The organism is Streptomyces sp. NPDC050549 (genome assembly GCF_040655035.1).
Classification (GTDB): domain Bacteria; phylum Actinomycetota; class Actinomycetes; order Streptomycetales; family Streptomycetaceae; genus Streptomyces.
The window spans coordinates 59,795-81,500 of record NZ_JBFAJD010000042.1 but is presented as its reverse complement, the minus strand read 5'-3'; the positions used below and the strand labels follow the sequence as shown (position 1 = coordinate 81,500).

Genomic DNA, 21,706 nt, shown 5'->3' with positions numbered 1-21,706 from the left:
GCGCAGGGCGGTGTGCAGGACCGCGCGGTCCTCGGTCACGTTGATCTTCTCGCCGCGGAACATGGCGTCCCGGAGGCCGAACACGTCCGTGGCGGTGGCGAGTTCCTGGAGCAGGGCCAGGGTCTCGTCGGTGATCAGGTGCTTGGAGTAGTCGATGCGCAGGTCACCGACGGTGACCACGTACCGCTCCGCGCGCCCCGGGTCCGCCGCGAACAACTCACGCAGCTGCGGGTTCAGTTGACCCGCGCGGTGGTCCTCCAGGGCGGTCCACTCGGGCCGCCGCACGAGCTTGGGGGAGTCAGACATGAGAGGGGGTCTCCTTGGTGCCCTCGGCCCGGAGGGCGATGGCGTACATCTCGTCGGCGTCGAGGCGCCGCAGCTCCTCGGCGATGAGTTCGGAGGTGGTGCGGACCTTCAGCGCCAGGGTGCGGGAGGGCTGTCCGGGCAGGGACAGCGTGGCCAGCGGGCCCTCGGGACGGTCGATGACGACCTCGCCGGCCGCGGTGCCCAGGCGGACGGCGGTGACGACCGGTCCGGCGGTGACCACGCGGTCGATCTTCACCTTCAGCCGTGCCTCCAGCCAGCGCGCCAGCAGCTCGGCGGCCGGGTTGTCGGCCTCGCTCTCCACGGCACCCGAGGTGATCCTGGCCTTGGCCTGGTCGAGGGCCGCCGCCAGCATGGAGCGCCACGGGGTCAGCCGGGTCCAGGCGAGGTCGGTGTCGCCGGGCGCGTAGGAACGGGCGCGGGCGTCCAGGGCCTCAAGGGGGTTCTCCGCCGCGTACAGGTCGGTGATCCGGCGCTGCGCGAGGGCGCCCAGCGGGTCCTTCGCCGGGATCTCGGGCGCCTCCACCGGCCACCACACGACGACCGGCGCGTCCGGCAGCAGCAGCGGCAGCACCACGGAGTCGGCGTGGTCGGACACCTCGCCGTAGGTCCGCAGTACGACCGTCTCGCCGGTGCCCGCGTCGGCGCCCACCCTGACCTCGGCGTCGAGGTGCGAGTCGGTGCGGTCGCGCGGGGTGCGGGCGTGCCGCTTGATGACGACCAGGGTGCGCGAGGGGTGCTCGTGCGAGGCCTCCTCGGCCGCCTTGATCGAGTCGTAGGCGTTCTCCTCGTCCGTGACGATGACCATCGTCAGGACCATGCCCACAGCAGGGGTGCCGATGTCGCGGCGACCCTGCACCAGCGCCTTGTTGATCTTGCTTGCCGTGGTGTCGCTCAGGTCGATCTTCATGGCCTGCGCCAGCTCCGTCCGTCTCGTGCGAGCATCTCGTCCGCCTCCTCGGGACCCCAACTGCCCGAGGAGTACTGCGCGGGCCTGCCGTTCTGTGCCCAGTACTCCTCGATCGGGTCGAGGATCTTCCAGGACTCTTCCACTTCCTGGTGGCGCGGGAACAGGTTGGCGTCGCCGAGCAGCACGTCCAGGATGAGCCGCTCGTACGCCTCCGGGCTCGACTCCGTGAACGACTCGCCGTAGGCGAAGTCCATGGACACGTCCCGGATCTCCATCGAGGTGCCCGGCACCTTCGAACCGAACCGGACCGTCATGCCCTCGTCGGGCTGGACGCGGATGACGATCGCGTTCTGGCCCAGCTCCTCGGTGGCACTGGAGTCGAAGGGGGAGTGCGGGGCGCGCTTGAAGACGACCGCGATCTCGGTGACGCGGCGGCCGAGCCGCTTGCCGGTGCGCAGGTAGAAGGGGATGCCCGCCCAGCGGCGGTTGTCGACCTCCAGCTTGACGGCCGCGTAGGTGTCGGTCTTCGACTTGGGGTCGATGCCGTCCTCCTGGAGGTAGCCGACGACCTTCTCGCCGCCCTGCCAGCCCTCCGCGTACTGCCCGAACACCGTGTGCTCGCCCAGCTCCTTGGGGAGCCGCACCGACTTCAGCACCTTCAGCTTCTCGGTGAGCAGCGCCTCCTCGTCGAAGGCGATCGGCTCCTCCATGGCGGTCAGCGCCATCAGCTGCAGGAGGTGGTTCTGGATCACGTCACGCGCCGAACCGATGCCGTCGTAGTAGCCGGCCCGGCCGCCGATGCCGATGTCCTCGGCCATCGTGATCTGGATGTGGTCGACGTAGGACCGGTTCCAGATCGGCTCGTACATCTGGTTGGCGAAGCGCAGCGCCAGGATGTTCTGGACGGTCTCCTTGCCGAGGTAGTGGTCGATGCGGAACACCTGGTCCGGTTCGAACACCTCGTGCACGATCTTGTTCAGCTCGCGAGCGCTCTTCAGATCGCGACCGAACGGCTTCTCGATGACCGCGCGCCGCCATGCCCCCTCCGGGGCGTCCGCCAGGCCGTGCTTCTTCAGCTGCTGGACGACCTTCGGGAAGAACTTCGGCGGTACGGAGAGGTAGAACGCGTAGTTGCCGCTGGTACCGCGAGAGGTGTCCAACTCGTCGACGGCCGCACGCAGTTGCTTGAACGCGGTGTCGTCGTCGAAGTCGCCCGGGATGAACCGCATCCCCTCGGCGAGCTGCTGCCAGACCTCCTCGCGGAACTCGGTCCGGGAGTGCTCGCGTACGGAGTCGTGCACCACCTGCGCGAAGTCCTGGTCCTCCCAGTCCCGCCGGGCGAACCCGACGAGGGAGAAGCCCGGCGGCAGCATGCCCCGGTTGGCCAGGTCGTAGACGGCGGGCATCAGCTTCTTGCGGGACAGGTCACCGGTGACACCGAAGATGACCAGACCGGACGGACCGGCGATGCGCGGCAGCCGGCGGTCGCGCTCGTCACGCAGCGGGTTGTCCCAGTGGGCGGCCAGGGCGTCGGTGAGTTCCTCGGCCGACAGCGGTGCTTCGGCCGTCCTCGTTGCGGGAAGTTCCTCGCTCATTCCCCGTCGCCCCCCTTCCCGCTCAGCGACTTCGCGACGGCACCCAGCAGGTCCTGCCAGGCCACCTCGAACTTGGCGACGCCCTCGTCCTCCAACTGCTTGACGACCACGTCGTACGAGATCCCCAGCCGCTCCACGGCGTCCAGGTCGGCGCGTGCCTGCGCGTAGCCGCCGGTCACCGTGTCGCCGTGGACGTCGCCGTGGACGTCGCCGTGGTCGGCGGTGGCGTTCAGGGTGGCCTCCGGCATGGTGTTGACCGTGCCGGGCGCGACCAGCTCGTCGACGTACAGGGTGTCCTTGTAGGACGGGTCTTTCACACCTGTCGAGGCCCACAGGGGGCGCTGCTTGTTGGCCTCGGCGCCCGCGAGGGCGGTCCAGCGGTCGGAGGAGAAGACGTCCTCGTAGGCCTCGTACGCGAGCCGCGCGTTGGCGAGCGCGGCCTTGCCCTTGAGGGCGAGGGCCTCGTCCGTCGCGAGCGCGGTCAGGCGCTTGTCGATCTCGGAGTCGACGCGGGAGACGAAGAAGGAGGCCACGGAGTGGATGGTCGCCAGGTCGATGCCGGCGGCGCGTGCCTTCTCCAGGCCGGCGAGGTAGGCGTCCATGACCTCGCGGTAGCGCTCCAGGGAGAAGATCAGCGTGACGTTGACGCTGATGCCCTCGCCGATGACCTCGGTGATGGCCGGGAGACCGGCCTTCGTCGCCGGGATCTTGATCATCACGTTCGGGCGGTCCACCAGCCAGGACAGCTGCTTGGCCTCGGCGATGGTCGCCGCCGTGCGGTGGGCGAGGCGCGGGTCGACCTCGATGGAGACCCGGCCGTCCCGGCCGCCGGTCGCCTCGTACACCGGGCGCAGGATGTCGGCGGCGGCGCGGACGTCGGCGGTGGTCATCATCCGTACGGCTTCCTCGACCGTCACCTTGCGCACGGCGAGGTCGGCGAGCTGCTCCTCGTAACCCTCGCCGGAGCCGATGGCGGCCTGGAAGATGGACGGGTTGGTGGTGACGCCCACGACGTTCTTCGTGTCGACGAGTTCGGCGAGGTTGCCGGACTCGATCCGCTTGCGCGACAGGTCGTCCAGCCAGATGGAGACGCCCTCGTCGGACAGGCGCTTGAGTGTTCCCGCGGTGGCGGTCACTTCGGTCACTGTGATCATCTTCTTTCTGGCGATCGGATCAACCGCGCGCGGCGGCAAGGGATTCCCGGGCTGCTGCGGCGACGTTCTCGGCCGTGAAACCGAACTCGGCGAACAGGGTCTTGGCATCGGCGGAGGCGCCGAAGTGTTCGAGGGAGACGATGCGTCCTGCGTCACCCACGAACCGGTACCACGTGAGACCGATCCCGGCCTCCACCGCAACGCGGGCCTTCACGGACGGCGGAAGGACGCTGTCGCGGTACTCGCGCGACTGCTCCTCGAACCACTCCACGGACGGCATCGACACCACCCGGGTGCCCACGCCCTCCGCCTCCAGCCGCTCGCGCGCCTCGACGGCGAGGTGGACCTCGGAACCGGTCGCGATCAGCACGACGTCGGGAGTCTCGGCGGAGGAGTCCTTGAGGACGTAACCGCCGCGCGCCGCATCGGAGTTGGGCGCGTACGTCGGCACACCCTGGCGGGTCAGCGCCAGGCCGTGCGGGGCGGGCTTGGTGGCGTGCCGCTTGAGGACCTCGGCCCAGGCGATCGCGGTCTCGTTGGCGTCGGCCGGGCGGACGATGTTCAGGCCCGGGACGGCGCGCAGCGAGGCGAGGTGCTCGACCGGCTGGTGGGTGGGGCCGTCCTCGCCGAGACCGATGGAGTCGTGCGTCCAGACGTACGTCACCGGGAGCTGCATCAGCGCGGAGAGGCGGACGGCGTTGCGCATGTAGTCGGAGAACACCAGGAAGGTGCCGCCGTAGACGCGCGTGTTGCCGTGCAGGGCGATGCCGTTCATCTCGGCCGCCATGGAGTGCTCGCGGATGCCGAAGTGGATCGTACGGCCGTACGGGTCGGCCTCCGGGAGCGGGTTGCCCTCCGGGAGGAAGGACGAGGTCTTGTCGATGGTGGTGTTGTTCGAGCCGGCCAGGTCGGCGGAGCCGCCCCACAGCTCGGGCAGGACCGCGCCGAGCGCCTGGAGGACCTTGCCGGAGGCGGCCCGGGTGGCGACGGAGGAGCCCTCCTCGAACACCGGCAGGGACTGCTCCCAGCCCTCGGGGAGCTGGCCGGCGACGATCCGGTCGAAGAGCTTCGCGCGCTCGGGCTGGGCGCCGCGCCACTTGTCGAGCTGCTTGTCCCACGCGGAGTGCGCCTCGGCGCCCCGGTCCAGGGCCCTGCGGCTGTGCGCGAGGACCTCGTCGGCGACCTCGAAGGACTTCTCGGGGTCGAAGCCGAGGACGCGCTTGGTGGCGGCGACCTCGTCGGCGCCGAGCGCGGAGCCGTGCGCGGCCTCGGTGTTCTGCGCGTTCGGGGCGGGCCAGGCGATGATCGTGCGCATCGCGATGATCGAGGGGCGCCCGGTCTCGGCCTGCGCCGCCTTCAGCGCCGTGTACAGCGCCTGCGGGTCGATGTCGCCGTCGGCGCCGGGCTCGATGCGCTGGGTGTGCCAGCCGTAGGCCTCGTACCGCTTCAGCACGTCCTCGGAGAACGCGGTCGCGGTGTCGCCCTCGATGGAGATGTGGTTGTCGTCGTAGACGAAGACGAGGTTGCCGAGCTTCTGGTGGCCGGCCAGCGAGGAGGCCTCGGCGGAGATGCCCTCCTCCAGGTCGCCGTCGGAGACGATCGCCCAGACGGTGTGGTCGAAGGGCGACTCGCCCTCGGGGGCCTCGGGGTCGAACAGGCCGCGCTCGTAGCGGGCGGCCATGGCCATGCCCACGGCGTTCGCGACGCCCTGTCCGAGCGGGCCGGTCGTCGTCTCCACACCGGCCGTGTGCCCGTACTCGGGGTGACCAGGCGTCTTCGACCCGTGCGTCCTGAACGCCTTCAGGTCGTCCAGCTCCAGCTCGTAGCCGGCGAGGTACAGCTGCGTGTAGAGCGTCAGCGAGGTGTGGCCGGGGGAGAGGACGAAGCGGTCACGACCGGTCCACTCGGGATCGGCGGGGTCGTGACGCATCACCTTCTGAAAGATCGTGTACGCGGCGGGGGCCAGGCTCATCGCCGTGCCCGGGTGCCCGTTGCCGACCTTCTGCACCGCGTCAGCGGCCAGAACGCGGGCGGTGTCGACGGCACGACGGTCGAGATCGGTCCACTCGAAGCTGTCAGGTGTGTGCGCGTTCATCTTCAAGAAGTCCTCGGTATGAGCGACTGAACTGCTCGGACGCCTTCAAAACTAAAAGTCTGACTTTTACGGGGGAAGGTCTGCGTGTGCCAGCCTGTGGTGAAAGTGGGACACGGGAACCCGCACCGAGGTGGCACGAGAAGGACATGGCGGACAGAACCATCCAAGGCGTCGCCGGTGACGGCGACGTGATCAGAACGTTTCCCTTCCCTGTCGATCTGAGCGTCTGCGGCGTCGGCATGCAGGTCGGCCCGATGAACGCCGGACGCGCCTGGCACGCCGACGTACCCCTGCACCGCGTGCACCGCATCGACTTCCATGTGGTGATGCTCTTCGACGAGGGCCCGGTCCGCCACATGATCGACTTCGCCGAGTACGAGGCGGCGGCCGGCGACCTCCTGTGGATCCGCCCCGGCCAGGTCCACCGCTTCTCCCGCCCCGACGAGTACCGCGGCACCGCCCTGGCCATGCAGCCCGGCTTCCTGCCCCGCGCCACGGTCGAGGCGACCGGCCTCTACCGCTACGACCTCCCGCCCCTCCTGCACCTCGACGAGCCCCGCCTGGCCGCCCTCCGCTCCTCCCTCGCCCAGCTGGAACGCGAGTACGAGGACACGCAGACGCTCCCCCTGAGCCTGCACACCTCGGTCCTACGGCACTCCCTGACGGCCTTCCTGCTCCGCCTCGCGCATCTCGCCGCCAGCTCGGCAGAGGCGGCCCGGCAGCAGGCCGACACGACGTTCACGCTCTTCCGCGACGCCGTCGAGAAGGACTTCGCCACCAACCACAGCGTCAGCGCCTACGCCGACGCCCTCGGCTACTCCCGCCGCACCCTCGTCCGCGCGGTCCGCGCCGCCACCGGCGAGACCCCCAAGGGCTTCATCGACAAGCGCGTCGTCCTGGAGGCGAAACGGCTGCTGGCCCACACGGATCTCCCGATCGGCCGCGTGGGGGCGGCGGTCGGCTTCCCCGACGCGGCGAACTTCTCCAAGTTCTTCCAGCAGCACACGGATGTGACGCCGGCGGGCTTCCGGGCGGAGCTGCGGTGACGCATGAGTGATGTCTGGTCCGCGCTGTCCGAGGGCTTCCGGCCCACCGGGCGGGTCGCCCGGGACTGGCTGTCGGGACTGGGCCTCAACCCGGCCGCCCCGGCAGACGTGCTGGTCAGCCTCTTCGACGTCGGAGAGGCGAGCTTTCTGTACCGTGCGGATCTTCCGCCCGAGGTGCTGGACGCGGCCGTGGTCCATCCGTCGAGAAACGTCTGGGGGAGGGCCGCGGAGAGCGGGAAGCTCTCGCGCGACCAGTGGGACAGGCTCCTGGCCGCCACCGCCGGGCTGCCTCATCACGGGGTGCTGGCCGAGATGGCGCAGGAGCAGGACGACAGCCGGCGACGCGGCGCGCGCGTCGGCGTGGACCTGGCGCCGTCCCCGGAGTCCCGCCCGCCCGCCACGCCCGCCGAGATCGCCGCCATGGCCGGGACCGTCCCCGACATCACGGCGGACGACCGCAGCTACGCCCTGTGGTGGGTCGCGGCCCTGCACGACGACCCGGCCGCCATGAGGCAACTGGCCTCGTCCGCCAACCTGTTGATCCGCCGGAGCGTGGCCCGTGCCGTGCACCTTCCCCCCGACGCCGTGGACCTGCTGGCCCACGACGAGGACCGCGTCGTACGGCTCTTCCTCACCGAGTCCTGCGACGACGCACCCGGAGACCTGCTCCTCGACGTGTGGTCCTGGTGGTCCGGCAGCTTCTCCTTCCCCGGCCGTCCGCGCAACCACCCCAACCTCCCCCGCGAAGGCCTGCTGCGCTTCGCCGACGACCCGCGCCCGCGCATGCGTCTCCTCGCGCTCGACGATCCCGCGTCGGGCGAGGATCTCGTCGAGCGGTTCAGCCGCGATCCCGACAGCGAGGTGCGGGGGCGGGCGGCGGAAGACCGGCGACTGCCCCCGGACGCCGCGGTCAGGCCGGCCCAGGACGCCGCCTCGGAGGTATACCACCCGGCCCGGCGAAACCCGGCGCTGCCCCCGGCGTCCCTGGTGCCGCTGCTCCTCGACGAGCGAAGCGCCCTGGACGCCGCCCGGAATCCGGCCCTTCCCGTGGCCGTCATGCACCGCATGATCGCGCCGACGCGGCAGGGGCCCCACGCACCCGCGTGAAGCCCCTTGCCCCCGTGGGGAGTTGGGTGTCAGTGCCCGAAGTCGAACCAGTTCACGTTCACGAAGTCCGCCGGCTGGCCGCTGCTGAACGTGAGATAGACGTCATGGGTGCCGGTGACCGAGCTGATGTTCGCCGGGACCGTCTTCCACGACTGCCAGCCCCCGGTGTTGGCCAGCGCGAAGCTGCCGATCGGGGTTGCGGTCGGGCTGTCCAGGCGTACCTGGACCAGACCGCTGACCCCGCTCGCCGCACCGCTCGCGACCCGGCCGTAGAACTGGGTGGCCGCCGCGGAGCCGAAGTTGACGCCCTTGTAGAGCGCCCAGTCGCCGTTGGCTATGGAGCCGAGGTCCTGGCCGCCGCCGGTGTCCGTGGTGGTCTCGGCGACCGTGCCGGACTGGCTGTCGTATGACTCGGCCTGAATGGCGCTGTAGGCGTCCCGGTTGCCGGTCGGCGGGGTCGTGGTACCGCTCCCACTGCCCGTGGACTGGAGCACCTGGACGTAGTCCACCGTCATCGGGTGGTTCGGGTCGGTGGCGCTGGTGGGGCCGCCGCCGTACGCCGCCGGGAAGCCGCCGCCCATCGCCACGTTCAGGATGATGAAGAAGCCGTGGTTGGTGGCGTTGGCCCAGGTGGTCGCGTCGACCTGACTGGCGTTGACCGTGTGGAAGTTGACGCCGTCGAGATAGAAGCGGATCTGCTCGGGGCTGGTCGAGCGGTCCCACTCCATGGCGTACGTGTGGAAGCCGGCCTGGCAAGTGGTGCCGGTGCAGGCGGTGTTGCCGCCGATGCCGGTCGTCTCGTTGCAGGGGCCGCCCGGGCTGGTGCCGCAGTGCATCGTCGCCCAGTCGGTGTTGAGGCCCTGGACGTTCTCCATGATGTCCAACTCGCCCACACCGGGCCAGTTCTGGTAGTTGCCCCGGTAGGGCGCGCCCAGCATCCAGAACGCGGGCCAGTAGCCGAGCGCCGACGAGCCCGTGACGTTCGGCATCTGGATGCGGGCCTCGACCCGCAGCTTCCCGCCGGCCGGCGGCTGGAAGTCCGTGCGGTTGGTCTCGATGCGGCCCGAGGTCCAGTTGCCGGAGGAGTCCCGGCGCGGGGTGATCAACAGGTTGCCGTTGCCGTCGAGCGCCACGTTGTTGGTGGAGGAGGTCATCGACTCGACCTCGCCGGTGCCCCAGTTGGCGGCGCCGCCCGGATACGAGGTCCCGGTGTCGTACTGCCAGTTGGTGGTGGAGACGCCGGTGCCCGCGGCGCCGTTGAAGTCGTCCAGGAAGACCTGCGTCCAGCCCGTGGGGGGCGTGGGCGCGGAGGCGTCCGCGGGCAGGGTGAAGGCCGTGGCGGTGGCGATCGCCAGGCCGAGGGTGCTGAGGGCGGCGATCAAAACGCGCCGGAGGGGACGGGGTCTGCGCTGCGTGCCGGAGGTTTCACTCATGGGTGCCTCTCGGATACGGAGTGGGGGTGCGGGTGCCGCGCCTGCTGCCTGAGAGCGCTCTCACGCAGTGGGGTGCGCGGTCAATGTGCTCTCAGCCACCCCGGCCGTCAAGAGGTGAAGCCGGGAAAGTCCTTTCGCTGTGCGGGAGTTCAGGTGATGAAGGCGATGAATGCGGGTGAAAGAGGAGGTTTCCGAGCGGCCCCCCGGCGGGCGGGTCACGAGGGGCGCCGTGGGCGGACGGGCCACGCGTCGTATCGTTCGACTACGGGAACCGGGCGGTCACGGGCAGGGGCGACGACGATGGTGGCAGTGCGCATGGCGGCATCGGTGCTGGCCACGTGGGTCGCGCTGCTCGTGCTCCTGCTCGCTCCGGCCGCCCTGCCCGAGCACTGGCAGTACTACGTCCGCTCGCCGGCCGGCGTGGGACTGTGGATGCTGGCCGTGCTCGTCGCGCCCGTGGTGGTCCGCTTCGTCAAGTGGCCGTGGATCCGCTCCGCCGGCGGCAGATGATGTCGCCCAACCGGCGGGACGGGCGTTCACCCGCGGTACGGCCTCAGACCGCGCTGCCCGCCTTCCAGTCCGCCCAGGAGAGGTTCCAGCCGTTGAGGCCGTTGTCGGCCGCGACCGTCCTCTCGCCGGAGTTCTTCACGATGACGACGTCGCCGAGCATCGAGCTGTCGTAGAACTTGTAGCCCGCCACCGACGTGTTGTTCGCGCCCTTGGCGTCGTGCAGGCCGACGCAGCCGTGGCTGGTGTTCTCGTGGCCGAACACCGCGGTGGACGCCCAGTAGTTGCCGTGCACGAAGGTGCCGGAGGTGGTCAGGCGCTGGGCGTGCGGGACGTCGGAGATGTCGTACTCGTCGCCGAGCCCGACCGTCGAGGACTCCATGCGGGTCTGCTTGAACCGCTCGCTGATCACCATGATCCCGGACCAGGTGGTGTGCTGGGCGTTGCCGCCGCTGACCGGGTAGGTGGCCAGCGTCCTGCCGTCCCGCTTGACCACCATCTCCTTGCTCGACAGATCGACCGTGCTGATCTGCTCGCGGCCGATGTGGAAGGTGACGTCCTTGGACTGGATGCCGTAGATGCCGTCCTGGCCCTCGACGTCCTTGAGTCGCAGGCTGAGTGTGATCTGCGTGCCGGCCGCCCAGTACGTCTCGGGGCGGAAGTCGAGGCGGGTGTCGCTGAACCAGTGGCCGACGACCTCGACGGCGGGCTCGGCGGTGACCGTGATCGCCTTCTGGACGGCCGCCCGGTCCTTGACGGCGTGCGTGAAGTTGATCGACACGGGCATGCCGACGCCGGAGGTGGAGTTCGCCTCGGGGGTGAAGTAGCCGACGAAGGTCTCGCCGGGCGACTTGGTGGTGAAGGTCGCGGTCTTCGCGGCGGCGCCCTGCGCCTGTGCGGCGACCGTGTACTTCGTGCCCGAGTACGGGTTCTTCGTGGACGTCCACTTCGTCTTGGCGGCGTTGAAGGTCCCGGCGAGCGTGGAGCCGTCGTTGCCGGTCACCTTCACCGTGGCGAACGTGCCGTCGGTCACCGTCACCGTGACCCGGGCCGTGAAATCGGCCTTCTTCGTGCCGTCGGCCGGTGAGACCGTGACGGTCGGTGTCTTCGCGGCCTTCACCGACGCCTTCGCCGACGCACCGCCGGACGAGGCGCTCTCCGCGGCGCCCGCCGAGCCGCTGCAACCGGTCAGCACGGCCGCCGGCACCACCCCGAGCACGGTGAGGATCCCTCGCCGGGACCACCTCTCCGACGGCTTCTCGGACCGGTTGGATATGTGCGACACGCCCACGGCAGGCCTTCCTCCATATGTCGCGCACACTCCCTGGCCGTACGCGACGAGATCACCAGTGCCGTTGCATCCTGCGTCACTTCCATGGGTTGAATCTTTGAATCCCAGGGCCCCCACCTGAGATTCCTGTGAAGAGAACCTGAAAGAAGGCCTGAAACCACGGTTGTCGGAGGCTCCGCGAGTGTGAGCAGAGTATGAAGGCGCCGGCCGGTGCCCTGAGTGTCCGGTGAGATCCCCGTCCCGCCATGGCTTCCCCGCCTGTCCGGTCGGAATAGTGAGGAAGGAACTGAAGGCGGAGTTCCGCTTCGGCGGCTCCGCGGCAGACCGCGCCGGAGGTATACGTGACCGAAGTCCGCAAGCGGTCCACCACGGCGATCGTCGGAGCGGGCGCGGCAGGCACCCTGACCGCGGTCCAGCTCTGCGAGACGGCCACCCGCCGCCGGAACCCGCTCGACCTGGTGCTGGTCGACCCGGCCCCGGAAGCCGGCCGCGGCACCGCCTCCGCGACCCAGGACCCGCGCCACGCCTCAACGTCCCCGCGGGCGGCACGAGTTGCTACCCCGACGACCCCGGCCACTTCACCCGCTGGCCCTGCCGCCACGGCGAACCCACCGTCGCCGCCGCGGACTTCGCCACCCGCTACTGCTACGGCGTCTACCTCGCCGACACCCTCGCCCAGGCCGTCGTCCGTTCCCACGGCACGGTCGCCGTACGCGGCCTGCACACCCGCGCGGAGAGCTGTACCGGCACCCCGGAGGCCCGGTGGAACTCCACCTCGCCGACGGGGGACTGCTCACCGCCGACAGCGCCGTCCTCGCCACCGGCCCCGCCGCCCCCACAGCCGCCTGGGCCCCGCCCGCGCTGCGCAACTCGCCCCGCTTCGTCAACTCACCCTGGACACCGGGTGAGTCGGACGCCGTACGCGAGGACACCGCCGACCTCCTCCTCGTCGGCACCGGCCTCACCGCCGTGGACCTCGCCCTCGACCGCCCCGGACGCACCGTGCACGCCGCCTCCCGCAGCGGACTCCTGCCCCAGCCACACGCGTTGGGACCGGCCGGCCCGACGGACGCGCCCACCTGGCCGCGCGACCTGACCCTGAGCGGACTGCGCCGCACCGTCTACCGGCACGTCAGCCGCTCCGTGCGCACCCACGGCGACTGGCGGCCCGCACTAGACAGCCTGCGCCCGCACACCGCGCGCCTCTGGCGCAGCCTCACCCCCGAAGAACGCGGGGAATTCCTCGCCCACCAGAGTGCGATCTGGAACACCCACCGGCACCGCATGGCTCCCACCACCGCCGAATCGGTCACCCGCGCCCGCATTGCACGACGCCTCCAGGTGCACACCGGCACCATCGCCGAAGTCGTCGAGGACGGCGAACGGTTGGTGATCACGCTCTCCAACGGCCGGACACTGCACGTCGGTTGGGGCATCGACTGCACCGGGCCGGGGCAGCGGCTCGAAGACCCGCTGTGGCGCGGCCTGTTCGCGGCCGGCATGGCGGTGCCGGGGCCGCTCGGCATGGGCGTCGCCACCCGCGACGGACGCCTCCTCGACGCCCAGGGCCGTTGCGCACGCCCCCTGTTCACCCTCGGCGCCCCACGGCGCGGCGAACTGTGGGAGACCACCGCGATCCCCGAGATCCGCGTCCAGGCCGCCGCCCTGGCCCGGCAACTGTTCGCCCATTACCTTCTTCGTAGAGCCCGGTTCGCCGCACCGCCCGCCGCAGGCCCGTCGACGGACTCGGACTCCCGCTCTCCACCCACGCCGAGGCCGCCACCGGCTACCGCAGCGGACTCGACCGGGTCCTCGAAGTACGCGCCGGGGCCGAGGACGCCTTCGCCCGCGCGATCGCCCTGGACCCCGGATTCGCCCTGGGCCACGCGGCGTTGGCCCTCCTCGGCCACGAGTGCGGGGCCGCCGTCGACGTACCCCGCGCCCTTGCCGACGCCCGGCGCTGCGCCCACGAACGGGCCGGCGAGCGGGAGCGGTCCTTCGTGGACGTGATCACCCGCCGCGTCCAATCCGCCGGCGGGGACCGCGCGTTGATACGGCACCTCGACGTCCACCCCGTCGACGCGCTCGCCCTCGCCGCCGCCGTACCCACCACCGCCTTCTCCGGGGCCACCGACCTCGACGACGACTACGCGCTCCGCCTCGTCGAGCGAACCTCTCCCGCCTACGACGGCCACTGGTTCCACACCTCGCTGCTCGCGTTCCTGCGCCAGGCGGGGGAGGAATCCCCGCCGCCGGCAAGGGTGTTGGGAGCCGGCGTCAGCGGCTGCCCCGCCCTGTTCGCAGCAGGGCGGCGCCGAGCGGGGTCAGGGTGTGCAGGACCGTGTTGGCGTGGCGGTGGCTGGTGATCAGGCCCGCGTCGCGCAGGACGGCCGTGTGATGGCTGGCCGTCGTGGGTGTCACACCGGCCCGGCGGGCGGCCTCGGTGGTGGTGGAGCCGGTGGCGCTGGCTCTCAGGATCGCGGCGCGGGTAGGGCCGAGGAGCACGTTCAGAGGTGGGGAGTCGGTCTGCGATGCCGTCTCCGGCAGGTGGTGGAGGGGGTAGAGCAGAACGGGCGGGAGTCCGGGGTCGGCCAGGGCGACGGGAGTGTGCCAGCAGAAGTGGGAGGGGATCAGGAGGAGCCCCTGCCCGGCGAGGTGGACGTCGCGGTGGTCCGGATACGGATCGATCTCCAGGACCGGAGACCGCCAGCGGACCGTGGGGCTCAGTCCGTTGAGCATCCCCTCGGTCCCGGCGCGGAACAAGGTGTGGGCGTGCCGGGTCCGCTCGGCGTGCAGACGTTCCTGGATGGCCTCCTCGTGAGGGGCGATCACGGCACGGTGGTAGGCGCGCAGGGCGCCCACGAGCTGTTCGCGCATGTCCCGCTCGGTGAGCCGGCCCGCCCAGGCCGGGGCACCGACGGTCCGGGTGAGCACGCCGACCTCGCTCGCGACCCGCTCGTACGGTGTCGCCAGAACGGCCTCAAGATACGACTGGGTCGTTCTCTACAGCGGTGCGAACTACGGCGGTACCACCTGCTACTTCATCGCACAGCACGGCGGTACCTGGTCGAGCCTCAACTTCAAGCTCCGCTCGCACCGCTGGTCGTCCATCTGCTGATCGGCGGATGACGGATCGGCGGGCCCCGCAGCGCCGGGACCGGCCGACCCGTACCGCTCGCGGTGGGTTCGTCTGGGCGGCCCCGGTGTCACCAGCCCCGTCTTGTACGCGCAGATCACCGTCTGCACCCGGTCCCGCAGCCCCAACTTGCCCAGCACATTGCTGACATGGGTCTTCACGGTGTGCTCGCTGACGAACAGCGTCCTCGCGATCTCGGCGTTGGACAGGCCCCGGGCCGGCAGCCGCAGCGTCTCCTCCTCGCGGGCGGTCAGGACCTCCAGGCGGCGGGGCGCGACCTCGGTGACGGCCTCGGCGCGGCGGCGCCGCACGATGTCCGCGACCAGCCGCCGGGTCACCGTCGGCGCGAGCAGCGAGTCGCCGGCCGCGACCACCCGGACCGCGTGCACGAGGTCGTCACGCCGGACGCCCTTCAGAAGGAAGCCGCCGGCGCCCGCGTACAGCGCCTCGTACACGTACTCGTCCAGGTCGAAGGTGGTCAGCATGACGACCTTGCTCCAGGATCATGCTGAACCCGCTGCGCACCAGTTCCTGGTCGTCGGCCACCACCACCCGGATGCTCACCCCAGCGCCGCCTGCCGGTCGGTGGCGACGGGCAGGCGTACGACGACCCGGAAGCCGCCGTCGGGTCCGCGCCCGGTCCCCGCGGTACCCCCGCAGGCGGCCGCCCGCTTCCGCAGTCCGATCAGCCCGTGCCCGCCTGCGGTCCCCGCGGGCCCCCTTCCGGCGTCTGCCACCGTCAGCACCAACTCGTCCTCCGTCCCGTCGAGTCCGACCGTGGCGGCGGAGGCGTGCGCATGCTTCACGGTGTTGGTGAGCGCCTCCTGCACGATGCGACGGACGGCGACCTCGGTGTCCGGGGGCAGCGGGCGAGGATCTCCGACGGCTCTCAACTCGACGCGCAGACCGCCGATTCGCCGACCTGGCGCACCAGACCGGGCAGCGCGGCGACCCCCGGCTGCGGCCGGTGCTCCGAACTCCCTTCCCGCTGCTCCTCCTTGAGCGCCCCGAGGACGCGCCGGAGCTGGGCCATCGCATCGCGTCCGGCATCCGCGATCGCGTCGAACGCGGCCTCGGCCCGCTCGGGATCACTGCGGACGACCACCGGACCGGCCTCCGCCTGCACCACCATCAGGCTCACCGCGTGCGCCAGGACGTCGTGCATGTCCCGCGCGATCCGGGCCCGTTCCTGCGCCATGGCCCGCGCGGTGTCGGCGGCCCGCTCGCGTTCCAGGCGCCGGGCGCGGTCCTCCAGGGCGGCGGTGTGGGCGCGCTGGACCCGGGCGGGGCTGCCCAAGCCGTAGGCGCACAGCAGGCTCAGCAGATGGAAGGCGTACTCGAAGGGCTGGGCGTGCTCCTTGCGCTGCATGACCAGCGACACGCCGGTCAGCCAACCGGCGGGCATCAGCCGCCGCTGCCAGGGAAGGCACCGCGCTGGGACGGTGTACAGGACGACGAGACCGCCGTACATCACGTCCGGCGGCGGGGAGCGGTACACCGCCATCGCGGGCGAGGCCGCCGACACCGCCCACGCCGTCGCGAACGGTGCCGCCCGCCGCCACACCAGCGGCACCGCCGTACCGGCCCCGAGGAGCCAGCCCTGCCAGCTGAGCGGGTCACCGCCCTCGTCGGGGAAGAGCCACTGCAACGACACCGCGAACAGGACCAGCGCGGCGAGCGCGGAGTCGACGGCGTACGGATTGGCGGTCCTGAGCCGGGCGACGACCGTCGCGAACCAGTGCTGAACACGCATGAGCGGCTCCTCGGGGCAAGGGCCGTTCCAGTATCGCGACGTCACACCGGCATGGCCTCGCCGGTGAGAGGGATATCCGTGCCGGGCACGGTGGACCCCGTCACGGCTCCGGCCGCCACCCCAGCGCCCGCGAGATCCCGCGCGCCGCGAGCCGTACCGCCGGGATCAACGCCGGTACCTGGGCGTCCACTTGCGGCACGACGACCGACACGGCCGCCACCACCGCACCGCCCGGCCCGCGCACCGGGGCGGCCACCGACAGCGCGTCGTCCGTGACCTGACGGTCACTCACTGCCACGCCGGCGCGCCGCACTTCGGCCAGCACCCGCCGCAGCCGTACCGGATCGGTGATCGTGTACGGCGTGAAGGACGCCAACGGGCCCGCGCAGTAGGCCTCTTGGAGATCGGGTTCGTCGTGGGCCAGCAGGGCGAGGCCGACGCCGGTGGCGTGCAGCGGCCATCGGGCGCCCACCCGGATGTGCACGCCGACCGCCGAACGGCCCGAGATCCACTCGGTGTAGACGACCTCCGTGCCGTCCCGCACCGCCAACTGCACGTTCTCGTGCGTCGATTCGTACAGGTCCTCCAGGTAGGGCAGGGCCAGTTGACGCAGGGCGAGGCCGCGGGGCGCGAGCACCGCGATCTCCCACAGCCGCAGTCCCACGTGGTAGACGCCGGACGCGTCCCGCTCCAGCGCGCCCCACTCGGTGAGGGCGCCCGCGAGCCGGTGCGCGGTGGTCAGGGTGAGTCCGGCCCGGCGGCCGATGTCGGACAGGGACAGGGCCGTGTGCTCGTGGTCGAAGGCGGCGAGCACGGCGAGCAGCCGGTCGGGAGCGGAGCGGGCGGTCGTCTTCGACCGGGTGGTGGTCATCGCCGCACCTCCTTGTCCGGCGTCAGGCGAGTCCGTCCTCGGCGACCCGCTGCAACAACGTGTGCAGGGTCTCCCGCTGGGTCGCGTCCAGCGGGTCGAGCAGTTCGTTCGTCACCCGCAGGCCGGCCTCGTCCGTGTCGCGCAGGAAGCCGCGGCCGTCCTCCGTCAGCACCACGATGCGGCTTCGCCGGTCGTCGGGGGAAGGGCGCCGCTCGGCGAATCCCAGCTTCTCCAGGTCGTCGACCAGTCCGACGATCGCGCTCGGGTCGTAGCCCAGCCGCGTGCTCAGCTCGCGCTGGAGGGCGCCCTCGGACGTGGCCAGGAAGCGGAGCAGCGCGTAGTGGCGCAGGCGCAGGCCCGACTCCTGGAGGAACGTGTTGAAGAGCTGGCCGGAGCGCAGGCCCAGCCGGTACAGGAGGTAACCGGTGTCCGCGTGCAGCCCGCGCATCCACGGCTCGTGCGCGTCGATCGGGGGGTTCGCGGCGTGCTGCTGGCGGGCGATGGCGGGCTCCCTGGGTCGAGGCCCCGGGTGGGGCGTGCGGTGGTTCGGGGTCAGTGTGACGCACCTGGTCCGTCGGCAACAACTATTGACGTCAACAATTATTGCTCTTAGCTTCGATCTCGAAGCCGCACCGGTGCGTCAGCAGCCGCATCGCGGTGCACCGCCTTGTGAAGGGACTCGCTCGTGCCCAGCATCGATCTGACCGGCAAGGTCGCCGTCGTCACCGGCAGTGGCCGGGGCCTCGGTCTCGCCTACGCCCGGGCCCTGGCCGCCCACGGCGCGTCCGTGGTCGTCAACGACATCGACGAGGCGGTGGCCGACCAGGCCGTGAAATCGATCGCCGAGGCGGGCGGCACCGCCGTCGCCGAGGTGGTCCCGGTCGGTACGACCGAGGCCGCCGAACGGCTGGTCGACCGTGCCGTCGAGGAGTTCGGGCGGCTCGACGTCCTGGTCACCAACGCCGGCATCCTGCGCGACAAGGTGCTGTGGAAGATGACCGACGAGGACTTCGACGCGGTGATCACCACCCACCTCAAGGGCACCTTCACCTGCGCCCGCGCCGCCGCCGTACAGATGCGCGAACAGGGCGAGGGCGGCAGCCTGATCCTGGTCGGCTCGCCCGCCGGCCAGCGCGGCAACTTCGGCCAGACGAACTACTCCGCCGCCAAGGCGGGCATCGCCGCCTTCGCCCGCACCTGGTCGATGGAACTGGGCCGCGCCGGCATCACCGTCAACGCGATCGTGCCGGTCGCCGCGACCGCGATGACCGAGACGATCCCCGCGTTCGCCCCGTACGTCGAGGCCATGAAGAACGGCGAGGCACTGCCCGACTTCCTCCGCAAGGGCGAGGGCTTCGGCACCCCCGAGGACTGCGCCGCCCTCGTCCCCTTCCTCGCCTCCGACGCCGCGCGCTCCATCACCGGCCAGGCCATCGGTATCGGCGGCGACAAGGTGGCACTCTGGTCCCACCCGCAGGAGATCAGCACGGCCTACGCCGACGGCGGCTGGACCCCCGACACCCTCGCCGCCGCCTTCCCCACCTCGGTCGGCGCCGAACTCCAGTCGGTCGGCATCCCCGCACCGAAGCTGCCGGAGGCGTGATGGCTTCCCCCATGAACATCGACGAACTCGTCGCGATCGACGTCCACACCCACGCGGAGGTGTCCTCCAAGGGCCACTCCTCCCTGGACGACGATCTCCACGACGCCTCCTCCGCCTACTTCAAGGTCGAGGGCAAGCGGAAGCCCACCCTGGAGGAGACCGCCGCGTACTACCGCGAGCGGAAGATGGCCGCCGTCGTCTTCACGGTCGACGCCGAGTCCGCGACCGGCACCGAACCCGTCCCGAACGAGGAGGTCGCCGAGGCCGCCGCCGCCAACGCCGACGTCCTCGTCCCCTTCGCGTCCATCGACCCGTTCCGGGGCCGGGCGGGCGTGAAGCAGGCCCGGCGGCTGGTCGAGGAGTACGGCGTCAAGGGCTTCAAGTTCCACCCCAACATCCAGGGCTTCTTCCCCAACGACCGGGCCGTGGCCTACGACCTGTACGAGGTCATCGAGGAGACGGGCGCCATCGCCCTCTTCCACACCGGCCAGACGGGCATCGGCGCGGGCGTGCCGGGCGGGGGCGGCATCCGCCTCAAGTACTCCAACCCCCTGCACGTGGACGACGTCGCCGCGGACTTCCCGCACCTCAGGATCATCCTGGCGCATCCGTCCTTCCCCTGGCAGGACGAGGCCCTCGCCGTCGCCACCCACAAGCCGGGCGTCCACATCGACCTCTCCGGCTGGTCGCCGAAGTACTTCCCGCCGCAGCTCGTGCAGTACGCGAACACCCTGCTCAAGGACAAGGTCCTCTTCGGCTCCGACTACCCCGTCCTCACCCCGGACCGCTGGCTCGCCGACTTCGAGAAGCTGCCCATCAAGGACGAGGTCAGACCGAAGATCCTCAAGGACAACGCCGCCCGCCTGCTCGGGCTGACGTAAGGGGCACCGGATGCGCAACGAGGGACTGGGGTCATGGCCCGCACGCCGGGCCCGCAAGACCCCGCACCGCACGGCACTGGTACACGGTGGTTCGCCGACGGACTACAGCACACTGCATACACGAACCACCCGCCTCGCCCACGCCCTGCGCACCCGGGGCGTCCGCCGCGGCGACCGCATCGCCTACCTCGGCCCCAACCACCCCTCCTACCTGGAGACCCTGTTCGCCGCCGGCATCCTCGGCGCGGTCTTCGTTCCCCTCAACACCCGCCTCACCGCCCCCGAGATCGCCTACCAACTCGCCGACTCCGGTGCCCGGATGCTCGTCCACGGCCCGACGCACACCGCCCTCGTCGCCGGCCTTCCGGGCAGCACCGACGTACGCACCTTCGTCGAAGTCGGCCCCGAATACGAGGAGTTGCTCGGCGCGGCATCCGCCGAGCCCATCGACGAGCCCGTCACCGCCGACGACACCTGCATCATCATGTACACCTCGGGCACGACCGGCCGCCCCAAGGGCGCCATGCTCACGCACGGCAACCTGACCTGGAACGCGCTCAACGTCCTCGTCGACACCGACCTGATCGCCGACGAACGTGCCCTGGTCTCCGCCCCGTTGTTCCACACGGCGGGCCTCAACATGCTCACCCTGCCTGTGCTGCTCAAGGGCGGAACCTGCGTCCTGGTCGAGTCCTTCGACCCGGACGCCACCTTCGACCTCGTCGAACGGCACCGGATCACCTTCATGTTCGGGGTGCCGACGATGTTCGACCAGATCGCCCGGCACCCCCGCTGGGCCGACGCCGACCTGTCCTCGCTGCGCATCCTCACCTGCGGCGGTTCCCCGGTCCCGTCCCCGCTGATCGCCGCGTACCAGGAGCGGGGTCTGACCTTCCTCCAGGGCTACGGCATGACGGAGGCCTCGCCCGGAACCCTGTTCCTGGACGCCGAACACGCGGTGAGCAAGGCGGGTTCGGCGGGCGTGCCGCACTTCTTCAGCGATGTACGGGTCGTACGGCCGGACCTCACCCCCACCGACGTCGGCGAGACCGGCGAGGTCGTGGTGCGCGGACCGCATGTCATGCCCGGCTACTGGGGGCTGCCCGAGGAGACGGCCGCGGTCTTCGCCGACGGCTGGTTCCGCAGCGGGGACGCGGCCCGGACCGACGAAGACGGATACGTGTACATCGTCGACCGTATGAAGGACATGATCATCTCCGGTGGGGAGAACATCTACCCCGCGGAGATCGAGGACCTGCTCCTGGCCCACCCCGACGTCGTCGAGTGCGCGGTCATCGGGGTCGCGGACGACAAGTGGGGCGAGGTGCCGCGGGCGGTCGTCGTACCCCGGGAAGGCGCCTCGCTGGACCCCGACGACGTACTGGCCTCGCTGGCCGGCCGCCTGGCCAAGTACAAGATCCCCAAGTCGGTGGTGGTCGCGGACGAACTCCCGCGCACCGCCTCGGGGAAGCTCCTCAAGTCCCGGGTGCGCAAGCGCTTCGGCACCAACTCTTAAGTAAGGAAAGCGACATGGGCATCACCGTCAACGGCCTCGACGAACTCAAGAAGCTCGCCGGCAGCGACCTGGGCACCAGTGAGTGGATCGAGGTCACCCAAGAGCGCATCAACACGTTCGCCGACGCGACGGGCGACCACCAGTGGATCCACGTCGACCCGGACAGGGCCGCGGCCGGCCCCTTCGGCGCGCCCATCGCGCACGGCTATCTGACCCTCTCCCTCTTCATCCCGCTCTTCACCGAACTGCTCGACGTCGAGGGCGTCTCCACAAAGGTCAACTACGGCCTGAACAAGGTGCGTTTCCCCGCACCGGTCACGGTCGGCTCGCGGATCCGGCTCGCCGCGAGGCTCGCGTCGGTGGAGGACGTGCCGGGCGGGGTGCAGATCGCCGTCGACGGCACGATAGAGATCGACGGCGGGCCGAAGCCCGCCGCCGTTTTGCAGAGCCTCTCGCGGTTCTACGCCTGAGCGACCCGCGCCGC

General features: G+C 70.8%; 18 protein-coding genes and 4 pseudogenes. 10 read left to right on the top strand and 12 right to left on the bottom strand.

The features are described from left to right. From AB0I51_RS39975 to tkt, 5 genes and pseudogenes are all read right to left on the bottom strand, one after another. Positions 1-306, bottom strand: a pseudogene (locus AB0I51_RS39975) (glucose-6-phosphate isomerase); the annotation flags it as partial. Then, the gene (gene opcA, locus AB0I51_RS39970; protein ID WP_362983301.1) at positions 299-1,234 is read right to left on the bottom strand and encodes a glucose-6-phosphate dehydrogenase assembly protein OpcA; all 936 of its coding nucleotides are present in this window, start codon (positions 1,232-1,234) and stop codon (positions 299-301) included. The pseudogene AB0I51_RS39975 and the gene opcA, both read right to left, overlap by 8 nt. Next, positions 1,231-2,829 carry a glucose-6-phosphate dehydrogenase gene (gene zwf / locus AB0I51_RS39965; RefSeq protein ID WP_362983300.1) on the bottom strand — a complete coding sequence of 533 codons (1,599 nt, stop codon included), beginning with the start codon at positions 2,827-2,829 and terminating at the stop codon, positions 1,231-1,233. The genes opcA and zwf overlap by 4 nt, the downstream gene beginning before the upstream one ends. Then, positions 2,826-3,983, bottom strand: coding sequence for a transaldolase (gene tal / locus AB0I51_RS39960; RefSeq protein WP_362983299.1), 1,158 nt, complete (start codon positions 3,981-3,983; stop codon positions 2,826-2,828). Before tal ends, zwf begins: the two co-directional genes overlap by 4 nt. 19 nt (positions 3,984-4,002) lie before the next feature. Further along, a complete protein-coding gene (gene tkt, locus AB0I51_RS39955; protein WP_362983298.1) occupies positions 4,003-6,078 on the bottom strand; it encodes a transketolase in 2,076 nt (691 codons plus the stop codon). Positions 6,079-6,224: 146 nt separating this feature from the next. Between tkt and AB0I51_RS39950 the strand changes: the two genes are divergently transcribed. Together AB0I51_RS39950 and AB0I51_RS39945 are read left to right on the top strand one after the other, a co-directional pair. Then, positions 6,225-7,124, top strand: a complete 900-nt coding sequence (locus AB0I51_RS39950) for an AraC family transcriptional regulator (protein ID WP_362983297.1) — start codon at positions 6,225-6,227, stop codon at positions 7,122-7,124. A gap of 3 nt (positions 7,125-7,127) precedes the next feature. Beyond that, complete coding sequence (locus tag AB0I51_RS39945; protein WP_362983296.1) at positions 7,128-8,231, top strand: hypothetical protein; 1,104 nt, start codon at positions 7,128-7,130, stop codon at positions 8,229-8,231. Positions 8,232-8,260: 29 nt separating this feature from the next. Here the strand turns inward: AB0I51_RS39945 and AB0I51_RS39940 are convergent, their stop codons facing one another. Then, positions 8,261-9,664, bottom strand: a complete 1,404-nt coding sequence (locus AB0I51_RS39940) for a glycoside hydrolase family 16 protein (RefSeq protein WP_362983295.1) — start codon at positions 9,662-9,664, stop codon at positions 8,261-8,263. A gap of 315 nt (positions 9,665-9,979) precedes the next feature. Between AB0I51_RS39940 and AB0I51_RS39935 the strand changes: the two genes are divergently transcribed. Next, entirely contained in the window at positions 9,980-10,174 is a 195-nt protein-coding gene (locus AB0I51_RS39935) for a hypothetical protein (protein ID WP_362983294.1), read from the top strand. Positions 10,175-10,217: 43 nt separating this feature from the next. Here the strand turns inward: AB0I51_RS39935 and AB0I51_RS39930 are convergent, their stop codons facing one another. Further along, positions 10,218-11,462, bottom strand: coding sequence for an Ig-like domain-containing protein (locus tag AB0I51_RS39930; RefSeq protein ID WP_362983293.1), 1,245 nt, complete (start codon positions 11,460-11,462; stop codon positions 10,218-10,220). A gap of 341 nt (positions 11,463-11,803) precedes the next feature. Here AB0I51_RS39930 and AB0I51_RS39925 point away from each other — a divergent pair. The 3 genes and pseudogenes from AB0I51_RS39925 to AB0I51_RS39915 form a co-directional block, all read left to right on the top strand. After that, positions 11,804-12,168 (top strand): annotated as a pseudogene (locus AB0I51_RS39925) (FAD/NAD(P)-binding protein); the annotation flags it as partial. A 56-nt stretch (positions 12,169-12,224) separates the two neighbouring features. Next, positions 12,225-13,472, top strand: a complete 1,248-nt coding sequence (locus AB0I51_RS39920; protein ID WP_362983303.1) for a hypothetical protein — start codon at positions 12,225-12,227, stop codon at positions 13,470-13,472. Further along, positions 13,463-13,828, top strand: coding sequence for a hypothetical protein (locus tag AB0I51_RS39915; RefSeq protein WP_362983292.1), 366 nt, complete (start codon positions 13,463-13,465; stop codon positions 13,826-13,828). The genes AB0I51_RS39920 and AB0I51_RS39915 overlap by 10 nt, the downstream gene beginning before the upstream one ends. Here AB0I51_RS39915 and AB0I51_RS39910 read toward each other — a convergent pair. From AB0I51_RS39910 to AB0I51_RS39890, 5 genes and pseudogenes are all read right to left on the bottom strand, one after another. Beyond that, complete coding sequence (locus AB0I51_RS39910) at positions 13,740-14,396, bottom strand: winged helix-turn-helix domain-containing protein (protein ID WP_362983291.1); 657 nt, start codon at positions 14,394-14,396, stop codon at positions 13,740-13,742. The two genes, AB0I51_RS39915 and AB0I51_RS39910, sit on opposite strands and share 89 nt — an antisense overlap. Positions 14,397-14,660: 264 nt before the next feature. After that, a pseudogene (locus tag AB0I51_RS39905) lies at positions 14,661-15,162 on the bottom strand (response regulator transcription factor); the annotation flags it as partial. Then, positions 15,159-16,351: pseudogene (locus tag AB0I51_RS39900) on the bottom strand (sensor histidine kinase). The pseudogenes AB0I51_RS39900 and AB0I51_RS39905, both read right to left, overlap by 4 nt. A gap of 100 nt (positions 16,352-16,451) precedes the next feature. Continuing rightward, a complete protein-coding gene (locus tag AB0I51_RS39895; RefSeq protein WP_362983290.1) occupies positions 16,452-17,222 on the bottom strand; it encodes an IclR family transcriptional regulator in 771 nt (256 codons plus the stop codon). A gap of 22 nt (positions 17,223-17,244) precedes the next feature. Continuing rightward, positions 17,245-17,670 carry a MarR family transcriptional regulator gene (locus AB0I51_RS39890; RefSeq protein WP_362983289.1) on the bottom strand — a complete coding sequence of 142 codons (426 nt, stop codon included), beginning with the start codon at positions 17,668-17,670 and terminating at the stop codon, positions 17,245-17,247. A gap of 237 nt (positions 17,671-17,907) precedes the next feature. On the opposite strand from AB0I51_RS39890, the gene AB0I51_RS39885 reads away from it, so the two are divergent. The 4 genes from AB0I51_RS39885 to AB0I51_RS39870 are packed head-to-tail and all read left to right on the top strand — an operon-like array spanning position 17,908 to position 21,692. After that, entirely contained in the window at positions 17,908-18,825 is a 918-nt protein-coding gene (locus tag AB0I51_RS39885; protein ID WP_362983288.1) for an SDR family oxidoreductase, read from the top strand. Positions 18,826-18,836: 11 nt separating this feature from the next. Next, a complete protein-coding gene (locus AB0I51_RS39880; protein ID WP_362983302.1) occupies positions 18,837-19,706 on the top strand; it encodes an amidohydrolase family protein in 870 nt (289 codons plus the stop codon). 10 nt (positions 19,707-19,716) lie between these two features. Continuing rightward, positions 19,717-21,222: a long-chain fatty acid--CoA ligase gene (locus tag AB0I51_RS39875; RefSeq protein WP_362983287.1), complete on the top strand. Its 1,506-nt coding sequence runs from the start codon at positions 19,717-19,719 to the stop codon at positions 21,220-21,222. A 14-nt stretch (positions 21,223-21,236) separates the two neighbouring features. Then, entirely contained in the window at positions 21,237-21,692 is a 456-nt protein-coding gene (locus AB0I51_RS39870) for a MaoC family dehydratase (RefSeq protein ID WP_362983286.1), read from the top strand. Positions 21,693-21,706: the final 14 nt, after the last annotated feature.

Coding starts and splice junctions, on each gene's coding strand:
- opcA (WP_362983301.1), bottom strand. CDS start 1,234: ATGAAGATCGACCTGAGCGACACCACGGCAAGCAAGATCAACAAGGCG.
- zwf (WP_362983300.1), bottom strand. CDS start 2,829: ATGAGCGAGGAACTTCCCGCAACGAGGACGGCCGAAGCACCGCTGTCG.
- tal (WP_362983299.1), bottom strand. CDS start 3,983: ATGATCACAGTGACCGAAGTGACCGCCACCGCGGGAACACTCAAGCGC.
- tkt (WP_362983298.1), bottom strand. CDS start 6,078: ATGAACGCGCACACACCTGACAGCTTCGAGTGGACCGATCTCGACCGT.
- AB0I51_RS39950 (WP_362983297.1), top strand. CDS start 6,225: ATGGCGGACAGAACCATCCAAGGCGTCGCCGGTGACGGCGACGTGATC.
- AB0I51_RS39945 (WP_362983296.1), top strand. CDS start 7,128: ATGAGTGATGTCTGGTCCGCGCTGTCCGAGGGCTTCCGGCCCACCGGG.
- AB0I51_RS39940 (WP_362983295.1), bottom strand. CDS start 9,664: ATGAGTGAAACCTCCGGCACGCAGCGCAGACCCCGTCCCCTCCGGCGC.
- AB0I51_RS39935 (WP_362983294.1), top strand. CDS start 9,980: ATGGCGGCATCGGTGCTGGCCACGTGGGTCGCGCTGCTCGTGCTCCTG.
- AB0I51_RS39895 (WP_362983290.1), bottom strand. CDS start 17,222: ATGACCACCACCCGGTCGAAGACGACCGCCCGCTCCGCTCCCGACCGG.
- AB0I51_RS39890 (WP_362983289.1), bottom strand. CDS start 17,670: ATGCGCGGGCTGCACGCGGACACCGGTTACCTCCTGTACCGGCTGGGC.
- AB0I51_RS39880 (WP_362983302.1), top strand. CDS start 18,837: ATGAACATCGACGAACTCGTCGCGATCGACGTCCACACCCACGCGGAG.
- AB0I51_RS39875 (WP_362983287.1), top strand. CDS start 19,717: ATGCGCAACGAGGGACTGGGGTCATGGCCCGCACGCCGGGCCCGCAAG.
- AB0I51_RS39870 (WP_362983286.1), top strand. CDS start 21,237: ATGGGCATCACCGTCAACGGCCTCGACGAACTCAAGAAGCTCGCCGGC.